Genomic DNA, 19,056 nt, shown 5'->3' with positions numbered 1-19,056 from the left:
CGCTGGCGGATTTGCGACGTAGCACTCAGCGTTCCGCGGGCGCACTCCTGTCCAAGTTCCGCTCATAACGCACCTCGTGCACCAGATCAGTGCCGATGTCATCGGTTCGCTCCGTACCGTTGAAGCGCCATCCCGCGGACTCGTAGAAGCGGCGGGCCCGCACATTGCCCGAAAGAACCCATAGCCCTGCCTTTTCGCACCCCTGCTGGGCCAGTTGGGCGCAGCCTGCGGTCAGTAACCGGCGGCCGACTCCTTGTCCCCATCTCGAAGGATCCACATAGAGCGCCCAGATTTCGCCGGCGCCCGCGAGATCGGCGTCTCTGTTCAGCCCGGTGGTGACATGGCCATAGACGGTATGGCCGTCGGTGGCGATTTGGGTGAAGGGGCCCTCGGGGGCCATCTGCTCGAAGCCGTAGCGCCTGGCCCTGTCCTCGGCGCGAAGCGCGTCGAGATGATTCTGGGAGATCAAGCCTCGGTAGCCCACCTGCCATGCGCGCACATGCGCCTCGGCCACACCCATCGCGTCGCGTGCCGTCGCGGGCCTGATCTCTACCACCGCCGCCTCCCCATAGTGAACGGGGACATCATCTCAGTCGAACATGGTTGGGCCAAAGCATTTTCTACGGCGGGGACACGTGCCTTTCCATCACCCCTACCAATGCCAGGCGCTGCCACCCACGTTGCTTATGGTGCGCTGCAGCACCTCGATGGTGGTGGCGTAATCCTCGTCGGATATCCCCTGGCGGCGCTCGTCATTGAGTTCCTTCTGCACCGCAGCGGCGGCGTCAAACTGCTTCAGGCCTGGTTCCGTCAGGCAGATGAGATCTCCCGCTCGACTGAGCCACCCCTTGTCGACACCGGTCGCTATCGCTCGCACGATGCTCTCGTCGGACTCGTTGGGGCCGACGACCGACACGAGTTCAGCCTCGCTCATACCGCGCGAGTGCGTCGACAACTGATGCAGTACCCACCACTCCGGTTGGCTTACACCGAGTTCGGACAGCCAGGCCGCGAGTTCGCGCCCGGATGGCTTCTCCAGCACGAACCGACCAGAAACCAATGGGTTGTAGCGCTGCGGGTTGCATTTCTCGTGTCATGAGTCGACGTTAAAACCTCAACTTTTGTTGATGTCAAGGCGCCGGATCAAAGGGTCGCCATGCTTCAGGCGATTTTTCGATCAACTGATCTATTTTCAGATCATCTCTTCAAAAGGGCGAGCTTTCGCCCTACGTTCGGAGCATGCCGACCACCCCGGTGAATACGGAATCCTTCATTCGTTCCGCGCGGCGTGCCCAGATAGTCGCCGCCGCCATCGACGTCATCGCCGAGGTTGGGTACGCACAGGCATCCATCCGCAAGATCGCCGACCGGGTCGGTATCGCAATGAGCGCGGTGCTCTATCACTTCGGCACGAAGGACAAACTCGTCGAGGCGATCATCGAGCACATGTACCGCACCATGCTGAACTCGGTCGCCCCGGCGGTAGCTGGTCAGCACACCGCATCGACCAAGCTGGACGCGTATATCCGTTCCAGCATCGGCTATTTCGCCGAGCATCGTGTGGCGTTGAAGGCGCTGGCCTCCCTCGGCACCACCTACGTACCGGCCGACGGACGGCGCTTCGAAGAACTCGGACTGGACAAGGACCTCGCCGATAGACTCGTCACACTCGACCCCACTGCCATATTGGACACCGGGCGGCGAGAAGGCGAGTTCGCCGACTTTCCTGTCACTTCCACAGCGATCGCGTTACGCGGGGCGGTCAACGGTGTCGTGGAGCCGATGCTGCACGACCCGGATTTCGATGCATCCCGTTACGCCGAAGATCTGATCGACGTGTTCGGCCGCATCGTCGGCAGGGTACGTTGAGCACCATCGCGACCGCGGCGGTCGGCAGCCGTGGCGACGTCGCGCCGTTGACCGGTCTCGGTGGGGCATTACGGCGTGCTGGTCACCGTGTCGTCATCGCTGCTTACACGCCCTTCGCTGAGTTGGTCAGCACGTCCGGGTGCGAATTCCGAGATGTGCATTCGGATTTCACCCCTGGGGTGGATGTCGCCGACGTCCGCTCGAAAGAGGTAGCTGCGGCGATGTTCAGCCCCGGTGGGCAACGTGACACCGGTCAGCTCATCCTGGACGCTCTTGCCGACGTTCCCGCCGAACTACTGGTCATCCCGCCGCTGGCCGAACTGGCCGGGCACCCGCTGGCCGAAGCTCGCGGCATTCCGTCGATCGGTGTTCGTCTGCAGCCTCTTTCCCCAACCGGCGACCACCCACCCAGCCTGCTGGGCGCCTGGTCCGCAGGGAAACTCGGCAACCGGGCTGCCGGCACTGCCGGCACTTGGGCAATCGATCGACTCTACGGCGGTGTCGTCGCGGACTTCCGTCGCCGGCTCGGACTACCAGCCATCTCGACGCGGACACTTCGTCGTCGACGAACCCTCGCAGAATGGCCCATTCTGCATGGCTATTCGCCCGTAGTCGCTCCGCGTCCGGCCGACTGGCGACCCGGTTTACAGGTGACCGGTTACTGGTGGCCACCCCAGCAGCGAGACTGGCAACCATCTCCTGAGCTCGCTGATTTCTTGGCCGCCGGTCGGCCACCGGTCTTCTTCGGGCTGGGCAGTACCGTGGTCACCCGAGCACGCGCCGAGCAACTCCGTGAGATCATCGCGGCAGGTCTGCGCAAGGCAGGGGTTCGTGGCCTTGTCCAATCCGGGTGGGCAGGCCTCGACATCAGCGGCGCAGACGTCCTGACCATCGGGGAGGCACCGCACGAATGGCTGTTCCCCCAGATGGCCGCAGTCGCCCACCACTGCGGGGCCGGCACCACGGCCGCAGCCCTACGCGCGGGGCGGCCGAGCATTCCGATGCCGGGGCCGGTCGGCGATCAACCGTTCTGGGCCAAACGGCTTCAAGCTCTCGGCGCTGCAACAAAAATCCTCCCGCAACGCTCGCTGACAGCCGACCAGCTCGCCGCCGCCATCACCGCCACCCTCGATGACGACGCGACGAGTCAAGAGGCGCACGCGCTCGCGGCGCGTATCGGCGAGGAGGACGGCGCCACCGTGGCAGTCGCAACTATCGAGAGAGTCCTCGCCTCACCACGTTGATCAACGGACAACCGCGAAGCGAGCGAAGCAAGGCGCCAATATCATCCGGACCCGCCGCCGGGATCACATGCATGAAGGTGCGTACTCACCAGTCCTGCCGCATCGTTCTCACGAAAACCGCTATCGCCTTGCCTATCTCATCTGCGCTGTCTTCCTGCAGAAAGTGTGAACCTGGAACCGTGATCTCAGTTTGGTTCGGCCAGCTGCGGACGATGTCGAGGATGCGCTTTTTACTCTGGACCACTCCGGGATCGGCACGGACGAACAACTTCGGTATCTCACTTTCGGCCAGCCAGCCGCCGAAGTCCTCGACGATCTTGACCACATCGGCGGGTTCACCGGCGATCGGGACATCCCGCGGCCACGACAGCGTCGGTCGTCGATCCTCCCCGGGCGCGGAGAACGGCCGGCGGTAGTGATCCATCTCCTCCTCACTGAGGGAGCGCATCACGATCGACGGCAGCACGGTCTCGATGAAGACGTTGTCCTTCAACACCATCGCCTCACCCTGTGGGGACCGGAAGCCCCGGAACATCTCGGCAACCTCGTCAGGGAAATCGTCCCACTCCATCGGCACCGAGACGGTTTCCATATGCACGATGCCGGCGACCCGGTCGCGGTGGTGGTTGGCCCAATCGAATCCCAGCGCGCCACCCCAGTCGTGGAGTACAAGCGTGACCCGGTCACCGAAATCGAGCGAGTCCCACAACGCGAACAGATAGTCGCGGTTCTCGTGATAGTGGTAGCTGGCATGCCCAGATTGGTCCAGCTTGTCCGAGGCACCCATCCCGATCAGATCGCACGCGACAAGACGGCCCAGCCCTTCGACGTGGGGCATCACGTTGCGCCACAGGTACGACGAGCTCGGATTGCCGTGTTGGAACACGATGGCGTCGCCGTGCCCCTCGTCGATGTATGCCATTCGCGTGCCGTTGATGTCGCGATAGTGCAATCGGCCGTACGGTGTTGTCCCGAGCATCAGACACCGCCTTTCAATCCATCACGCTGTGCGACCAAGGATTGACAGGAGGCCATCAGTTCGGCGACGTACTCCTTGATGTGGTGGATCGCTTCCTGGGTAGCTGTCCGTGGCGATCCGCCGTCGAACGGCGGGGCAGGATCGTATTCGAGAAGCAGTTGCGCATAGCGCGCTGTGTCTTCGTCGAAAAGTTCGGCAAGGAGCAGCAATCCGAAGTCGATCCCGGCTGTCACGCCGCCTCCGGTGATGCGGTTGCGGTCGATGACGACGCGCTCCGAGGAAGGGATAGCCCCGAAGAAGTTCAGCGCATCCAGCATCGACCAGTGTGTCGTCGCTCGATACCCATCCAGCAGTCCGGCAGCCCCCAGCACCAGCGACCCGGTGCAAACCGACGTGACGTAGCGGGCTCGGGGTCCTCGAGAGGCAAGGAAATCGATGATGTGCGGATCGCGCATGGCATCGGCCGTTCCGCTGCCGCCAGGGACGAAGACGACGTCGTAGTAGTCGGCAGCGTCCGAGAGCATCTCCGTCGCGCGGAACGGCGCGCCGCTGTCGGAACGGAATTCTTCGGTGGTCGAGCCGAGCAGATGCACATCAGTGTGTTGGCGCAGCGTTTCGTACGGCCCGATGAGATCCAGCATCGTCAGACCCGGGAACGGGATCATCGCGACGGTTGGTCGCCAATTCATCTGCGGTAGAAGGCCGGTCATAAGGCATCGTTGTCCCTTCAGAGTGGAAGACAACTCGACGGTAACTTCCGCCGACAGTGGACGACATTGGCTGAACGGCCAATGCCCGCCGGGATATTGCCCTCACACCCACTGGGGTGTCGGGTGGCAAGATTCCGGCGAAAGATGTCCGCGACGCCACTCATCACCCCGACCGAGCGAACCTAGGGTGACGCTATGAGATACGTTGCGGCCGCCCATTCCAAGCGACAGCCGACGACACGTGCGGCTCGTCCGGTCTGGCATGATTCAGGCGGCACGGACGGATTTTGCCACGCTGGGGGCTACGCTGCCAGCATGCGTAAAGTGGCAGTCTTGGCAGTCCACGACGTCATCGCGTTCGACGTGGGCATTCCCGTCGAGGTCTTCGGACGGGTTCGGTTCGCCGACGGTGCGAACGGATACCGCGTCCAGGTATGCGGCACCGAGCCGGTGGTATCCGCCGGCCCGCTGCACATCGCCACCGACCACGGCCTGGAGGCGCTCGCCGATGCAGACATCATCATCGTGCCCGGCCGAGAGGACGTCGAGACGCAGACCCCTGCCGCGGTGGTCACAGCCCTGCGCGCTGCTTACTCCGCCGGGGCCACCATCGCCTCGATCTGCACAGGTGCATTCACCCTCGCCGACGCTGGTCTGCTCGACGGAAAGCGCGCGACCACGCACTGGGCCGCCGCAGACCTGTTCCGAGCAACGCATCCTGCTGTTGATCTGGATCCCGATGTTCTCTATGTCGACGAAGGGCGAATCCTGACTTCGGCAGGCGCTTCGGCAGGGGTGGACCTCTGCCTGTACATGGTGCGGCGTGACCATGGCGCCGCTATTGCCGCCACGGCCGCGAAGTTCGCGGTGGCGCCGCTTCACCGCAGCGGCGGTCAGGCGCAGTTCATCGTCCGCAATCAGCTGCCTGTCAGCATGATCGGCGAACAGACCCAACTGAATGGAGTACTCACCTGGATCGAGCAGAATGCCCACCGCGAACTGACCTTGGCCGATATCGCCGCATACGCAGCGACAAGCATCCGGACACTCAACCGACGTTTCCAGACCGAAACCGGCCAGACGCCCATGCAGTGGGTCACCGGTGTGCGCATCCGGCACGCACAGGAGCTTCTCGAGGGGACGTCGCACAGCATAGAGCGGATCGGGCGCGAAGTGGGGTTCGCGTCGGCGGCCAACTTCCGTGAACAGTTCCGCAGGCTCAGTGGCGTCGCGCCACAGACTTACCGAAATACGTTCAAAGAGCGTGCCTCCGACACCGACCAATTGCCGGGCTCATCACTGGCGACCGCGTGAGTTTGGGCGGACACAGTCGCTCAGCAGCGGGCGCCGATCACCGTCGACCTCGGTAACCGGCCCGCCCGGGAATGCCCGCTGAGTTGATCACCTTCAACGAGCACGTCGAAGGCGAGGGTGAGTCTCATCGGTTTGGTGACGCTCTGCCGCCACCGCACTCGCTGGCCATTTCCCTCGTCGACAACGGCAATGTCGGTGCAGGGCACTGTCTCGTGTTTTCCGGCGGCGACGCCGGTCAGCCCACTTACGTCGTCGCGGTCGAAGTGGTAGACGACGTGCAGAGATCCGACCGGCGTCTTGATGCTGACATCCCAGTGCCCGACGATGCTCATCTCACACCACCTGGGGTGCGCGGCCGGTATTGGTCCACACCGTGCCGCGGCTCTCGTAGGCGAACATCGCCTCAACGGCCAAAGAGATCCGTGGACCAAAGCTGCGCTGCAGGAGGTAGAGCGCGAGATCCAGGCCCGATGTGACTCCGCCGGCCGAGATCAGGTTGCCGTCGTCGACCACGCGGGCCGCGATCGGAATCGCACCCGCGGCCTCGAGCACATCCACTCCGAGGTGGTGGGTGTTGGCGTGTCTGCCCTCGATCACGCCCGCCATCGCCAATGCCAAGGACCCACCGCAGACTGTCGCCACCGTGATATCGGGATTCGCCATCGCCTGTTGGATCATCGGGATCGCGGCGGTTTCCCCGAACCTCGCGAGCAGGACCGGGATGGTGTCGACCTCGTCCGGATCTCCTTCCACGGGCCCGACAGCGCCCGGGACCACGATGTAACCCGGCTTGGTCGGATCAAGCCGGGCCGTTGCCATGAGTGACAGCCCAAGGCTGCCGCTGACGACTACTCGGGCGCCCTCGGCAGAAACCAGCTCGACGTCCAGTTCACCACCGAGGAGTTGGCTGCCGAAGGCCAGCACTTCGAAGGGTGCGATCACGTCAAGAGGGTCGAAGCCGTCGAACAACACAATCTGCGCATGCATGCGGCCATGTTCGTCGATGCATGGCGTTCGCCCCAGTAGCCAGATGGACACATATCGCCGGAATCTCGCCAGCCGACCCTCCTCGCCACTCGTTGTCCAGATCCCGGCGGTAATTGGCTATCCAGCCAGTGGCGGCTCCCTGGTGGGATCGGCACAGTGACGTCATGGTCACCCGAAATTCGGCCGAGGCAGCCGCCTCCAGCCAGGTCACTCAGTGGAACCTTCCCGACTCTGCCATCTGCACAGCGGCTTTCACCCTCGCCGAGGATGTGTCTCCCGAGTTCCTGCACAATCACTGCGTCCGGAGCTATCTGTTCGGACGCGAACTCGCGGCCGCTCAGGGGTTACGGGGCGGGATCGACTATGACGAGGAGACGGTGTTCCTCGCCTCGATCCTGCACGACCTCGGCATCACCGCCTACGGACGCGGTGGCCAGCGGTTCGAGGTCGACGGCGCAGACGCAGCCGCACGTTTCCTGCGTCATCGGGGTTTCGACGAAAGCCGCACGAGAGTCGTGTGGCAATCGATCGCTCTGCACACAAGTGTCGGCCTGGGGCATCGATTCGGCACCGAACACGCGGTGTGCCACGGTGGAATCGACATGGATGTTGTTGGCACGCAACGGGAACTACTGTCGCCCGGTTTCGCGGACCGCGTACATGGTGCGTGGCCACGCCACAATCTTGGATTCGCCATCGCTGAAGCGATCGGTCGCGACACGCAGGCAAATCCGCTCAAGGCCCCGCCCTTCTCCTTCCCGGTGCATGTGCACGAAGTGGTCAACGATGCACCCTCCGTCGGTTTTGCGGCGCTGGTCGCCCGTTCAGGCTGGGGCGATTCACTCCCGACCGAGTCCAGCAACTGAACGCTCGTCACAGCGTGGGTTAGCGGACGGGCAACGCGGGGTACCTGTCAACGACCACGTCGACGTGCGGAGGAGGGCGTGATGGGGTCGAGTGCTCCAAGCCGACAGCGCTCGTCAGTTGGCGGACCAGTACGCCGTCGCGACAAGACTTTCACCGTGCTGCTGATCGGCAAGGACGGCACCGAGAAGTTGCGCGCCGACACGGTGCCGAACCTTCAGACGGTGTATGCAGTGATCGACGGGATGCCCATGCGCGGTCGGGAGATGAGTGGGAACAACAGTGAGTGCTGACATCGGGTACCAATCATCCAGCTGGAAGATCCGCCGAGCTTCCGCCTTGTTGATCGGTACCTGCACGACGCTTTCGCTCGTCGCATGTGGCGGGGCGGTGCAGGCAGAGGAAACGGTGCTCTCAAAGGCTCCCGAAACAACGGACGTCGTCATCGCCGATCTCGGTGTCGCCGGCGAGGCCGAGGAGTGGACGACCATGAACGATCCGGTCATGGGTGGACGGTCGACTTCCGAGGTCGCGTTCGACGATGGTGGCCTGAGGTTTTCGGGAAACATCTCACTGGACAACAACGGTGGGTTCGCCTCGACGCGTGGACCACTGGACCCCGACATCGGCCGCAAGGCCGCGGGCGCACGGTCTTTGGGAGTGCGCGCCGAGGGCGACGGGAAGACCTACTTATTGAAGGTGCGTGACAGCGACCAGCCGTGGTCGTATGTTCAGCGCTTCGCCACCGAAGCGGGCGCCGTACGAACCTACGCGTTGCCTGTCGACCGTTTCGAACCCGTAGGCATGCGCATGGATCCCGCGCCCGATGCACCTGAGACCCTAGATCCGTCGACCATCGACCAGGTCGCGGTCTACATACTGGACAAGCAGCAGGGCCCCTTCCAGATCATCATCGACAGAATCTCCGCCACGATCTGAACAAGTGCCCGATCAGGTCTCGGGCTGCGGTGCATGCGGAAACGGCGCAGGACCATTGATAGGGCAATGCACGTCCTGTTCGATGTGGATGCGTTCACCCGCACCCGATCCGGTGCGTCTCGGCCGGATCCCGACGGCGGCGAGAGCTGACGCCCCCAACAGCAGGGATGCGGCGATCACCATGGTGGTGCAGAACCCGGCTCCGAATGCGGCGGGATCGGCGTAATCCGCGCCTCCTACACCGGCGAAGGCTGGTATCACGGCCACAGCCAGAAGTCCTCCGGCACGAGCCACCGCGTTGTTGACTCCCGAGGCCGCCCCGGCCAAGCGGTCCGGGGCGGCGTCGAGGACTGCGGCTGTCAGTGGCGCCACCACCAGCGCCAGGCCGGCACCGAATACCAGAGCAGCGGGAAGGACATCGGCAACCCATGATGCCTGTGTACCGATACGTAGCATCAGCAGCAGTCCCGCCGCCGACAGCAGGGGACCCAGCGTCATCGGTATCCGTGGTCCGATCCGGCCGGCAAGCGCACCGGCGCGTGCCGAGAAGACCAGGAGAACTGCCGTGACCGGGAGCAGCGCAGCTCCCGCTTCGATCGGGCTGAACCCCGCAACCGTCTGCAGCTGCAGTACCAGGATCAGGAAGACCACCCCCAAGGCACCGTAAATCATCAGCGTTATTGCATTGGCCACCCGAAAAATATTGTTGCTGAACAGTTCTGGCGGAACCAACGGATGCGGGGAACGTCGCTCGATCACAACGAACAGGGCCAGTGCCAGCATCCCAGTACCGACCGCGACCAGGCCGGTCGCAGAGACATCATTCCCGCCGAGGCTGGTCAGTCCGAAAGTCAAGGCTCCCAGACCCAGGACGGCCAGGATCGTGCCGGCGATGTCCAGGCCCGGTGGTGAGTCTGCGTCGCGACTCTCGGGGACCCGCAGCACCGTCAGTATGACCAGCGCGGCGGCCAGCGGCAGATTGATGAGAAACACTGCTCGCCAATTCCACTCGACGAGGAATCCCCCGAGGAATGGTCCCACCGCTCCTGCCAACCCGCCCAGCCCCGACCACGCCCCGATCGCGGCGGAACGGTCGCCGGCGCGGAACGATGCCGAGAGCAGTGCCAAACTGCCGGGCGTGAGCAGGGCGCCGCCGATGCCTTGGAGGGCGCGCGCGGCGACCAGTGCTTCGATGTTCGGCGCCAAGCCGCAGGCGGTCGAGGCCACCGCGAACCACACCACCCCGATCAGGAAGACACGCCTACGCCCGAAGTGGTCGCCGAGTGAACCGCCCAACAGGATGAAGGAGGCCAAGGTCAGCGTGTAGGCGTTGACGACCCATTGCAGACCGCCGAAGCCCGCGTTCAGGTCTGCACCGATATGCGGCAGCGCCACGTTGACCACCGTGCCGTCGATCATCACGATGGCAGATCCGAGGACCGTCGCGAGCAGCACCCACCGGCCCGCGGCAGTCTTCAGCCGCAATCCGCCGGAATCCGCCATGTCACGCCCCCTCCTACGCGTCGGCGCCCGCAAGGCTGCCTGCCATGCGGAACATTGATGTGAATCGTTAGAACACCACACGTCGACAACCCTCATCCCACGAAACTGGTGCCCGAGTGCCGCTTTTGCGCGTGCGACGATGGGAGGGAGACGAGGGGGCAGAAGTTGTCGGTGACGGTGTCGACGGTGCAGGCGTCGCGGCCTGAGCAGTTGGTCGCTTCCGCCGCCGACCTCGGCGCCAAGATCGCGGCTCTCGATACGACGATGACCGCGCAACGCCAGGCACTGGCGCAGCTGAGGTCCTCGTGGCAGGGCCAGGCGGCTTCGGCGGCGATCATCAAAGCCGAGCAGAACCTCAATCGCCAAGAAGAACTGCGCGCCCGGCTCTGCGCGCTGCAGCAAGCACTCCACGCCGGCGGCACGCAGTTGGGCTTCACCCGCACCGGGCTGCTCGCCACCGTCACGATGCTGCGTGCAGCGGGCTGGCAGGTCGCCGATGACGGTACCGCCACCGCGCCTCCGCTACCCCCGATCCTGCGGCTGATGGCGCCGGCGTGGACCGCCGTCCTGCAGAAGATGCTCGCGGTGTTCGCCCAGATCGACGCTCAGACGGCCGCCGCCATCCAGGCCGCCATCGGTGGCCCGGTGCCCCAGACTCCGCCGGGAACCCTCGGCGATCCACGCCGGCTGCCGGCACCGGGGACCAGCCCAGAGGACGTCAAGAAGTGGTGGGATTCGCTGAGCCAGTTCGAGAAGAGCCAGCTGATCGCCGACCATTCTGCCGAGCTCGGCAATCTCAACGGAATCCCGGCCGAGGTGCGCGATCAGGTGAACCGGGCTGTACTCGCAGACGATGTGGCTCGGGTGACCGACGCGGCCGACCAACATGGCGTGTCCACCGACGACGTGTTGGCCAACCCCGGCAACTATGGGCTGACCTCCGCGGACGCCACCCGCTACAACAATGCCGTGCAGACCCAGAAGGGGTTGAACAAAACCGCCGACCCCGAGGACGCCAACCGGCCGACGATGCTCTGGGCTTACGATCCACTGGCATTCCATGGCGAGGGCAAGGCCGCCATCGCCATCGGCAATCCGGACAAGGCCCAGAACACCGCGGTGGTCGTGCCCGGCACCGGCAGCAGCGTGAAAGCAGGTTGGTTGGAGGGCGACAACGCCACCAACCTGTATGACCAGATGATCGCCGCCGATCCCAACGAGCCCACCTCGGTCATCGCCTGGATGGGCTATGACACACCCGACAGCCCCACCGACCCTGCCATCGCCACCCCGACCCTGGCCCGCGCCGGGGGTGATCTGCTGGCCGCCGACGTCAACGGCCTGGCCGCCACCCATGAAGGCGTGCCCGCCAATCTCACCGTCATCGGGCACTCCTACGGGTCCACCACGGTGGCCGATGCGTTCGCCGGTAGCGGCATGAAAGCCGACAACGCGGTGCTGATCGGCAGCCCAGGAACCGACCTGGCCAACAGCGCGTCAGATTTCCATCTGCCTGAGGGCGGCAAGGTATACGTCGGCGCCGCCTCCACCGATCCGGTCAGCTGGATCGGCCAGGCCGGCCCGATCCCCGACATCATCAACCGCGAGCTTCACTACCCGCTGGGATTGGAGGCCGGCTTGGGCCGAGATCCTGCCGGCGACGGCTACGGTTCGGTGCGCTTCGATGCCGAGGCGGTGGGACGCGACGGTTTGTCCTTCGACGATCACTCGAAGTACTACCAGGTCGGCAGCGAATCCCTGCGCGCGATGACCGATATCGCCACCGGTGACGGCAGCACCCTCGGTGACAACGGATTGTTGGCCGAGGGGCGACGTCAACCGCATATCGGATTGCCCGACAAGATTGATCTGCCGGGACTGCCCCCGATCGACCTGCCGGACTGGGACACTCGAGTACCCGGCCTACCCGCACTCAATGATCCCGAAGGGGACCGTCCACGAGGATCGATCACCAATGACCATGGCTACTGAGATCGCCGGTCCCGTTCGACGGATGGCGACCGCCGGCATCGTTGCCCTGTCTGTATTGCTGTTGGGAGGATGTGCTGACATGAGTTCACCTTCGGATGCCTCCGGTGAGCTGGACGGCCCCGCACTGAGCGATGACCAGATACGCGCGCAGGTGGTTGACCCCGCCCGTGAGATCGTGCGTGCCGCGCGGCTGCAAAGTGTCAGCGGATCTTTCAAATTCGGCTCGTGCAACGACCAGAACGAGCCGCCGTTCCGCGGTATCGCCGGTTTTCGCTTCGCCGTTCCCGCCGGCACGCCGCCGGATACCTACCTGGCGCAGGTCGAGGCGACGATGATCGACCAGGGCTGGACTCCCGGGCCACCGCCGGGCGCGATGCCGCACGGCCGGGTGGTCCACCAGGGCAAGATCATGGCGATCCTGACCGAACATCAAGGCGGTGGACGAGTCCAGGTGCTCGGCGAATGCCGGAGTACGACCGATCAGGTGAAAGCCGGTGGCATGCAGCCGGTCTCGATCACCGACGAGCTGACATCATAGAGTCGCCCAAGACGTTGTCGACATCGGTGCACTCGATGACTGACGATCAGGTGCGGACGGCCACGCGACGTGTGGGCGGCCTGTTCTTGGCCGCCACCATGGTGATGCTTCGTTTGGAGCGCACACTTCACGCTACGGGTGGACCGGGAATCATCGCGTTCGAGTTGGCGGGCAGCCAGGACCGAGCGACGTCGATCATGAAAAGCTGGGGACCGAAAGGTATTGCGGCTGCCCGCGCGTCGCTGTGGCTCGACTTCGGTTACATGGCCACGTATGGAATGTTTGCGGCGTTGCTCGCAGAGCGCGCCGATCGTCGCTTCGGTCGACGACGGTCGGGGGTGACCCTGTTTCCGTGGGCACAGATTGCATGCGCGGTGGCGGTGGCCGCTGACGCACGCGAGGGCGTGGCGCTACTGAACGTGTTGCGCGGCCGCGATCAAGAGGCACAGGCAGTGTCCGCTCGACGCGCAGCGCTGACGAAGTTTGTCTTGTTGTGCTCCGTGCTCCTGTACTGGGCAAGCTCGTATGGCCGGTTCGTGGGAAGATCCCCATCGGTCCAGCCCGTCGACGGGTCAGCGGTACCCACCGCCTAGAGGAGCGCACTCAGCTGCGGCACGTCGTCATGCGAGCCGCACGCACACCGCTTCGAATCACTGCATGAATCAAGAGAAATACAATCAGGCGAGTCAGCCGGCGACTGTATCGCGGACGCTCCGGCGCTGAGTGTCGCGGTAGTAGTCCACCAACGCGAGTTCCCCGGCGGCCTCCTCGTCGATGACCACAACGGCGTTTTCGTGATGCTGCAGGATGGATGCCGGGCACAGTGCCGAAACCGGGCCCTCCACCGCGCGGGCGACAGCGCCGGCCTTCGCCACGCCGGTGGCGATCAGCAAGGTCATCCGGGCAGCCATGATGGTGCCCAACCCCTGGGTGACGCATTCGCGTGGAACGTCCTCCGGTGAGCTGAAGTAGCGCGCGTTGTCCTGCCGGGTCCACTTGGCCAGCGACGCCACCCGCGTGCGGGAGGCGAACGACGAGGTGGGCTCGTTGAATCCCAGATGTCCGTTTCGTCCGATCCCGAGTATCTGGATGTCGATACCGCCGGCCGCGCGGATGGCGTCCTCGTAGGCGAGGCATTCGGCGTCCAGATCGTCGCCTATTCCCGTTGGTACGTGGACATTTTCGGGCTTCAATCGGAGTGGCTCGGTGACCTGCGTCCGAATGACGTGGGCGTAGCTGCGCGGATCGTCCGGGGCGAGGCCGACGTACTCGTCGAGAGCAAAACCGGAGAATCCACTCATGTCCAAACCCGCGGCCACCCGCTCGGCCAACTCTGCGTAGAGCCCCAGCGGACTGGACCCGGTGGCAAGCCCCAGCGTCCCTTGTGGCTTACGGCCGACCAGCTCGGTCACGATATCGGCGGCGGCCGTGGCGACCGCGCACAGGTCGGGACAGATGACGACTCTCATATCAAACCTCATTCCTTGTATGACAATGTAGGTAGTTAGATGGCCGTACCCAGGACGCACCGGTGTCCTGCGTTACCGGCCGGCAGCTCACCGGGGAGGGTTTGTGAACGACGACGGCACCGGCAAGACCGCGCGCCCGCTGCGATATCAGCAGGTGTACGACCTCGTCGTATCGCTCATCGAGGAGCAGAATCTGCGCGAGGGTGATCAGCTGCCGAGCACGGCCGAACTCGCCGAGATGGCCGATGTCAGCGTGATCACGGTGCGTCGTGCGCTCGACGAACTCACCCACAGCGGAAAGATCGTGCGGCATCAGGGTGTCGGAACGTTCGTGGCCCCGCAACGGATCGTCAGTGAACCCTCGCGTCCCGGTGCCTTGCTGGAGACGCTCAAGGGCCACGACGACGGCGTCGAACTCGCCACCGAGCTCGTCAGCCTGATGGTCGGGCAGCCCAGTGACAACCACGCCGCCGCATTGCGGATCGACGCCGGACAGCCGGTGTGGGAGATCTGCAGGCTGCGCCGGCTGGGCAACGTGCCCAAGCTGTTGGAGAAGGCCGTGCTGCCGCTGAGCCTGGTGCCGTCCCTGGACGAGGAACGACTCGCCACCGGCGGTTCCTTGTACGGATTTCTGGCCGAACGTTACGGATTCACCGATGATTTCGTGGAACAGGTCTTCGAGGTCGACCATCCCAACTCGCTGGAGCGCGAGCATCTCAAGCTGACGGCGAAGGACAACGTGGTGCGCATCCGCGGCGTGAGCGTCAATGCCGAGGGGACCGCTTTCGACAGCTTCCAGCAGACCTACCCCGCGCGCGAATTTCTGTTCTACGTCTCGGGAACGTCTGGACGCCGCCTGGTGGAGCCGGCCCGTACCGGGCCGTGGTCGGTGCGCCCCTTCGGATCTGCGCCCACCACCGGGGAATGACCGCCGCCGCGGCTCAGGAGGCGCGGTGGCGTGACGGGTCCGGACTGGGCACACTGTCCAGCAGCTTTCGGGTATAGGAATCGGCGGGTTCGTTGACGATCTGCCAGGGTCTGCCCGTTTCCACGATGCGCCCCTCGCGCATGACGATGACCCGGTCGGCGTAGGCCGTCGCCGTCGACAGGTCGTGGGTGATCATCAGGATGCCCATCCGGTGTTCACGCCGCAGCCGGTCGAGCAGCTCCAGCACGCCGGTACGCACCGACACGTCCAGCATCGACACCGGTTCGTCGGCCAGCAACAAGCGGGGCCGCAGCACGAGGCTGGCTGCGATGGCGACGCGTTGACGCTGGCCGCCAGACAGTTCGTGCGGATAGCGTTGCGCCAGTCGCGAGGGATCCAGACCAACGTCCTGCAGCGCCTGGGCCACCAGGGCTCGACGTTCCTCCCGGTTGTCGCCGATACCGTGCACCAACAGCGGTTCGGCCATGGTGTCCTCGATGCGCAACCGACCGTCGAGCGCCTCGTAGGGATCTTGATAGATCATCTGAACATGGCGGCGTAGCGGTCGCCACGCGCGTGCGCTCAGGCCGGCGACCTCCACCCCGTCGATCTGGATGGACCCGGACCGCACGGGCTGCATGCCCAGGACTGCCTGCAGTGTCGTCGTCTTACCGCATCCCGACTGTCCGACCAAGGCGACGAGTTCGCCCTCGGCAACCTGGAGGCTGACACCGTCGACAGCGTCCGCCGGTGCAGTGCCGGGCATCGACTGTCGCCGCATGGCACGCGTAAGCCATTGTCGTGACGTCTTTTTGGCGCCTTCACTGTAGGTGACATGCAGGTCTTGCACGACGAGTGTCGGCGTTTGCGAGCCGACAGGCACCGCTGCGGCGGCTACGTCGTCGAGGTTCGGAGTCGCTTCGAAAAGGGTGCGTGTGTAGGGATGTGCCGGGCGATGGTAGAGATCATCGACGGTCCCCTCTTCCACGATCTCACCGCTGTACATCACCGCTGCGCGTGTGCAGGCCTGGGCCACCACGCCCAGGTCGTGGGTGACCAGTACCAGCGCCAGGCCGAGCTCACTGCACAGCCGAACGAGCAGCCGAAGCACCTGATCCTGGACGACGACATCCAGAGCAGTGGTGGGCTCGTCGGCCAGCAGCACCTTCGGGTCGCAGGCGAGCGCCATCGCAATCACGGCACGTTGCTTCATCCCGCCGGAAAGCTGGTGTGGGAAGCGCTCATCACTGTCCGGCGGCAGACCGACGAGGTCGAGCAGCTCGCGACACCGGGCCACCGCCTTCTTCCCGTGGGCGACGTCATGAAATCTCAGGGCTTCCCGGATCTGCCATCCGATGGTCTTCACGGGGTTGAAAGCGCTCATCGCACCCTGGAAGACCATCGCGATATCGGTCCACCGGTGGCCGTTGATACCGGCCTCACCGGCACCGATGATGTTCGTGCCGTTGACGCGTACTTCACCACCGACGGTGGCGGTGGACGGCAACAACCCCATGGCGGCCAGAATGGTGGTGGTCTTGCCGCAACCCGACTCGCCGACCAGGCCCACCCGCTCCCCGGGCGCCACGCTCAACGAAAGGTTCTTCACGGTGTGGACGGGATCGGCGGCACGGATGTCCCGCGGTTCGAACCACACATTGAGATCGACGATCTCCAAGGCGTTCTGCGCACTCACAGTGCGTCCTTTCCGCGGCCCACCAGCGGGCGCATCGTCCACGATTTCCGGGAAAGATGAGATGAGCGCAGCCGGGGATTGAGGGTGTCCTCGATCGAATTGCCCAGCAGATAGCACCCCATGATCAGGATTGCGACGCACAGTCCGGCGGGAACGATGGCCCACCATGCCCCGGTGCTGATGGCGCCGCGGACGAACGCGTGTTCCATGATCGTTCCCCAGGTGACCGCCGTCGGATCGGACAGGCCGAGGAAGGCCAGGGCGGTCTCGTTGAAGATCGCCAGCGTGATGGCCAGCACCGCGTTGGCGATGAGCAAGGGTCCCAACTGAGGAAGTATGTGGTGGAGGATGATTCGCGGATGTCCAGCGCCTATCGACACCGCCCGCTGAACATAGACACGTTCACGCAGGGTCTTCACCTGGGCCCGCACCACGCGGGCGGTGCTGGTCCACATCAGGAAGCCGATGACCACGATGACGTGGCTCAGCTTTGGGCCCCACACCGCTGCGACCACGATCATCAGCACGATCTGCGGTATGACCATGAAGTAGTCGGTCACCCGCATCAGGATCGAATCGACCCAGCCGCCGAAGTACCCGGACAGCACGCCTACGGTCGCGCCGATGGCGATCGCGATGACCGCTGCGGTGAATCCCACGAACATCGATATCTGCCCGCCCTGCAACACCAGGCTCACCATGTCGATACCGCCGTCGTCGCAGCCCAGCCAGTGTTGTGGTGAGGGCGGCTCGAACACCGCGCAACTGGGCACAGATGTGCTGTAGGGCTTCAGGTAATGCGACAGTGCCGAGACCACGAGGAACAGGCCGATGATGCTCAGCCCGATGATGGCCGGCGGGGTGGCCATGGCGGTGCGCAGCGCCCCCCAGGCCCCACGCCTGTGTATCGGCTCCCCCGCGGTCGGATCACTGACATCGGCGGGATGATCCTCGTGGTTCACTGTGAAATCCTCGGGTCGAGCCGGAAGTACAGGATGTCGGCGAGATAGTTCAACACCACGACGGTGACGGTGATGGCCAGAAAGCCGCCTTGCAACATCGGGTAATCACGTTGCAGGACTGCGTCATAGAGCGCGCGGCCGACTCCCGGCCAGGAAAAGATCACCTCGACGAGGATCGATCCGCCCACAATGGTCCCCAACGAGAGAGCAATCTGGGTGATCGTCGGCAGGGCGGCGTTACGCAGTGCATAGGACCACACGATGCGCCGACGGGTCAGGCCCTTGGCCCGTGCAGTCAGGATGTAGTTCTCACCAAGGGTTTCCAGCATCGCAGACCGCACGATCAAGGCGCTCTCGGCGTACAGGGTGAGCACCAGCGTCGCGACCGGCAGGATCATGTGCCGAGCGAGGTCGAGCAGTTGCTCCCCCGGCGACAGTCCCACTGCGAAGGGGTCGGACATCCCGACCGACGGCAACGTGCCGGCGAACATGATCAGCAGCATCATGCCCAGGAACTGGGTGGGTAACGCATAGAAGAGCACAGCGATGCCGGTGGCTGCGTGGTCACCGACCGATCCCCGGTGCAGCGCAGCGAACATGCCCACCGCGATCCCGAGGACTATGGCGATCAGCGTGCCGGTGGCGACCATCGGCACCGTGTTGCCGAACGCCTCGATCAGATTGTCCAGGACCGGCTGGCGGTTGGTGTACGAGACGCCGAGGTTGCCTTGGCACAGCTGTTGCAGGTAGCGGAGATACTGCTCGAACACGGGCTTGTCGAGTCCGAACTCGGCGCGCAGCGCCTCCTTCATTGCCGGCGAGGCGTTGGGAATCCGCGATATCTGGCTGACCGCATCCCCCGGCAGCACCCGAAAGAGGATGAAGTTGACCGTGAGCGCGACGAAGATCGTCACTGCGGCGAACAGGGTTCGCTTCCAGAGGTACCCGCGCACTCGGGCCCCTTTCGTCTTGACGGCCTAGGTGATGGTCCTCATACTAAGCACACAAAGTGACGGGAATGTAATACCACGTTGCAATTTCGGTTGAAGTTCCGTCCAGATC

21 protein-coding genes are annotated in these 19,056 nt (G+C 64.4%); 10 read left to right on the top strand and 11 right to left on the bottom strand.

Going from position 1 to position 19,056, the window contains the following annotated elements; genetic code table 11:
* Positions 1–25: 25 nt before the first annotated feature.
* Complete coding sequence (locus G154_RS09665) at positions 26–556, bottom strand: GNAT family N-acetyltransferase (RefSeq protein ID WP_019512228.1); 531 nt, start codon at positions 554–556, stop codon at positions 26–28.
* 96 nt (positions 557–652) lie between these two features.
* Positions 653–1,042, bottom strand: a complete 390-nt coding sequence (locus tag G154_RS09660; protein ID WP_019512227.1) for a MarR family winged helix-turn-helix transcriptional regulator — start codon at positions 1,040–1,042, stop codon at positions 653–655.
* Between the two features lie 197 nt (positions 1,043–1,239).
* On the opposite strand from G154_RS09660, the gene G154_RS09655 reads away from it, so the two are divergent.
* Positions 1,240–1,869 (top strand): TetR/AcrR family transcriptional regulator, encoded by a 630-nt coding sequence (locus tag G154_RS09655; protein WP_019512226.1) that lies wholly within the window; start codon positions 1,240–1,242, stop codon positions 1,867–1,869.
* Positions 1,866–3,113 (top strand): glycosyltransferase, encoded by a 1,248-nt coding sequence (locus G154_RS09650; RefSeq protein WP_019512225.1) that lies wholly within the window; start codon positions 1,866–1,868, stop codon positions 3,111–3,113. Before G154_RS09655 ends, G154_RS09650 begins: the two co-directional genes overlap by 4 nt.
* Before the next feature lie 85 nt (positions 3,114–3,198).
* On the opposite strand, the gene G154_RS09645 is transcribed toward G154_RS09650, so the two are convergent.
* Both G154_RS09645 and G154_RS09640 read right to left on the bottom strand, forming a co-directional pair.
* Entirely contained in the window at positions 3,199–4,092 is an 894-nt protein-coding gene (locus G154_RS09645) for a haloalkane dehalogenase (protein WP_019512224.1), read from the bottom strand.
* Entirely contained in the window at positions 4,092–4,802 is a 711-nt protein-coding gene (locus G154_RS09640; RefSeq protein WP_019512223.1) for a DJ-1/PfpI family protein, read from the bottom strand. The genes G154_RS09645 and G154_RS09640 overlap by 1 nt, the downstream gene beginning before the upstream one ends.
* Before the next feature lie 315 nt (positions 4,803–5,117).
* Between G154_RS09640 and G154_RS09635 the strand changes: the two genes are divergently transcribed.
* Positions 5,118–6,116, top strand: a complete 999-nt coding sequence (locus G154_RS09635) for a GlxA family transcriptional regulator (protein WP_023985122.1) — start codon at positions 5,118–5,120, stop codon at positions 6,114–6,116.
* A 20-nt stretch (positions 6,117–6,136) separates the two neighbouring features.
* On the opposite strand, the gene G154_RS09630 is transcribed toward G154_RS09635, so the two are convergent.
* Together G154_RS09630 and G154_RS09625 are read right to left on the bottom strand one after the other, a co-directional pair.
* The gene (locus tag G154_RS09630; RefSeq protein WP_019512221.1) at positions 6,137–6,448 is read right to left on the bottom strand and encodes a hypothetical protein; all 312 of its coding nucleotides are present in this window, start codon (positions 6,446–6,448) and stop codon (positions 6,137–6,139) included.
* A 1-nt stretch (position 6,449) separates the two neighbouring features.
* The gene (locus tag G154_RS09625) at positions 6,450–7,103 is read right to left on the bottom strand and encodes a DJ-1/PfpI family protein (RefSeq protein WP_019512220.1); all 654 of its coding nucleotides are present in this window, start codon (positions 7,101–7,103) and stop codon (positions 6,450–6,452) included.
* A 269-nt stretch (positions 7,104–7,372) separates the two neighbouring features.
* Here G154_RS09625 and G154_RS09620 point away from each other — a divergent pair, with 269 nt between their 5' ends.
* The 3 genes from G154_RS09620 to G154_RS09610 all read left to right on the top strand — a co-directional run bounded on the left by G154_RS09620 (position 7,373) and on the right by G154_RS09610 (position 8,906).
* Positions 7,373–7,969 carry an HD domain-containing protein gene (locus G154_RS09620; protein ID WP_312035597.1) on the top strand — a complete coding sequence of 199 codons (597 nt, stop codon included), beginning with the start codon at positions 7,373–7,375 and terminating at the stop codon, positions 7,967–7,969.
* Positions 7,970–8,125: 156 nt separating this feature from the next.
* On the top strand, positions 8,126–8,260 hold the full coding sequence (locus tag G154_RS25955) for a DUF4174 domain-containing protein (RefSeq protein WP_019512218.1): 135 nt from the start codon (positions 8,126–8,128) through the stop codon (positions 8,258–8,260).
* The gene (locus G154_RS09610) at positions 8,250–8,906 is read left to right on the top strand and encodes a CIA30 family protein (protein ID WP_234713153.1); all 657 of its coding nucleotides are present in this window, start codon (positions 8,250–8,252) and stop codon (positions 8,904–8,906) included. The genes G154_RS25955 and G154_RS09610 overlap by 11 nt, the downstream gene beginning before the upstream one ends.
* A 12-nt stretch (positions 8,907–8,918) precedes the next feature.
* On the opposite strand, the gene G154_RS09605 is transcribed toward G154_RS09610, so the two are convergent.
* A complete protein-coding gene (locus tag G154_RS09605; protein ID WP_019512216.1) occupies positions 8,919–10,409 on the bottom strand; it encodes an MFS transporter in 1,491 nt (496 codons plus the stop codon).
* A gap of 165 nt (positions 10,410–10,574) precedes the next feature.
* Here G154_RS09605 and G154_RS09600 point away from each other — a divergent pair, with 165 nt between their 5' ends.
* From G154_RS09600 to G154_RS25495, 3 genes are read left to right on the top strand one after another with little or no spacing between them, the layout of a single operon-like run.
* Positions 10,575–12,401, top strand: coding sequence for an alpha/beta hydrolase (locus G154_RS09600; RefSeq protein ID WP_023985120.1), 1,827 nt, complete (start codon positions 10,575–10,577; stop codon positions 12,399–12,401).
* 22 nt (positions 12,402–12,423) lie between these two features.
* Positions 12,424–12,939, top strand: a complete 516-nt coding sequence (locus tag G154_RS09595; RefSeq protein WP_019512214.1) for a hypothetical protein — start codon at positions 12,424–12,426, stop codon at positions 12,937–12,939.
* A 35-nt stretch (positions 12,940–12,974) separates the two neighbouring features.
* Complete coding sequence (locus G154_RS25495; protein ID WP_019512213.1) at positions 12,975–13,532, top strand: hypothetical protein; 558 nt, start codon at positions 12,975–12,977, stop codon at positions 13,530–13,532.
* A gap of 93 nt (positions 13,533–13,625) precedes the next feature.
* On the opposite strand, the gene nagB is transcribed toward G154_RS25495, so the two are convergent.
* Positions 13,626–14,408, bottom strand: a complete 783-nt coding sequence (nagB, locus tag G154_RS09585) for a glucosamine-6-phosphate deaminase (RefSeq protein ID WP_019512212.1) — start codon at positions 14,406–14,408, stop codon at positions 13,626–13,628.
* A gap of 103 nt (positions 14,409–14,511) precedes the next feature.
* Between nagB and G154_RS09580 the strand changes: the two genes are divergently transcribed.
* The gene (locus G154_RS09580; RefSeq protein ID WP_019512211.1) at positions 14,512–15,336 is read left to right on the top strand and encodes a GntR family transcriptional regulator; all 825 of its coding nucleotides are present in this window, start codon (positions 14,512–14,514) and stop codon (positions 15,334–15,336) included.
* Between the two features lie 13 nt (positions 15,337–15,349).
* On the opposite strand, the gene G154_RS09575 is transcribed toward G154_RS09580, so the two are convergent.
* From G154_RS09575 to G154_RS09565, 3 genes are read right to left on the bottom strand one after another with little or no spacing between them, the layout of a single operon-like run.
* Positions 15,350–17,032: an ABC transporter ATP-binding protein gene (locus tag G154_RS09575; protein ID WP_019512210.1), complete on the bottom strand. Its 1,683-nt coding sequence runs from the start codon at positions 17,030–17,032 to the stop codon at positions 15,350–15,352.
* Complete coding sequence (locus tag G154_RS09570; protein ID WP_019512209.1) at positions 17,029–17,994, bottom strand: ABC transporter permease; 966 nt, start codon at positions 17,992–17,994, stop codon at positions 17,029–17,031. Before G154_RS09570 ends, G154_RS09575 begins: the two co-directional genes overlap by 4 nt.
* On the bottom strand, positions 17,991–18,947 hold the full coding sequence (locus tag G154_RS09565) for an ABC transporter permease (protein ID WP_019512208.1): 957 nt from the start codon (positions 18,945–18,947) through the stop codon (positions 17,991–17,993). Before G154_RS09565 ends, G154_RS09570 begins: the two co-directional genes overlap by 4 nt.
* Positions 18,948–19,056: the final 109 nt, after the last annotated feature.

Source organism: Mycobacterium sp. VKM Ac-1816D (assembly GCF_000416385.1).
In the GTDB taxonomy this organism is placed as follows: Bacteria; Actinomycetota; Actinomycetes; order Mycobacteriales; family Mycobacteriaceae; genus Mycobacterium; species Mycobacterium neoaurum_A.
The sequence above is the reverse complement of the archived record's forward strand: the minus strand, read 5'-3'. Positions and strand labels throughout refer to the sequence as shown.

What these genes read in the sequence shown, in the direction of transcription:
- G154_RS09655 (WP_019512226.1), top strand. Translation starts at nt 1,240, where the DNA reads ATGCCGACCACCCCGGTGAATACGGAATCCTTCATTCGTTCCGCGCGG.
- G154_RS09645 (WP_019512224.1), bottom strand. Translation starts at nt 4,092, where the DNA reads ATGCTCGGGACAACACCGTACGGCCGATTGCACTATCGCGACATCAAC.
- G154_RS09640 (WP_019512223.1), bottom strand. Translation starts at nt 4,802, where the DNA reads ATGACCGGCCTTCTACCGCAGATGAATTGGCGACCAACCGTCGCGATG.
- G154_RS09635 (WP_023985122.1), top strand. Translation starts at nt 5,118, where the DNA reads ATGCGTAAAGTGGCAGTCTTGGCAGTCCACGACGTCATCGCGTTCGAC.
- G154_RS09630 (WP_019512221.1), bottom strand. Translation starts at nt 6,448, where the DNA reads ATGAGCATCGTCGGGCACTGGGATGTCAGCATCAAGACGCCGGTCGGA.
- G154_RS09625 (WP_019512220.1), bottom strand. Translation starts at nt 7,103, where the DNA reads ATGCATGCGCAGATTGTGTTGTTCGACGGCTTCGACCCTCTTGACGTG.
- G154_RS09605 (WP_019512216.1), bottom strand. Translation starts at nt 10,409, where the DNA reads ATGGCGGATTCCGGCGGATTGCGGCTGAAGACTGCCGCGGGCCGGTGG.
- G154_RS09595 (WP_019512214.1), top strand. Translation starts at nt 12,424, where the DNA reads ATGGCGACCGCCGGCATCGTTGCCCTGTCTGTATTGCTGTTGGGAGGA.
- G154_RS25495 (WP_019512213.1), top strand. Translation starts at nt 12,975, where the DNA reads ATGACTGACGATCAGGTGCGGACGGCCACGCGACGTGTGGGCGGCCTG.
- nagB (WP_019512212.1), bottom strand. Translation starts at nt 14,408, where the DNA reads ATGAGAGTCGTCATCTGTCCCGACCTGTGCGCGGTCGCCACGGCCGCC.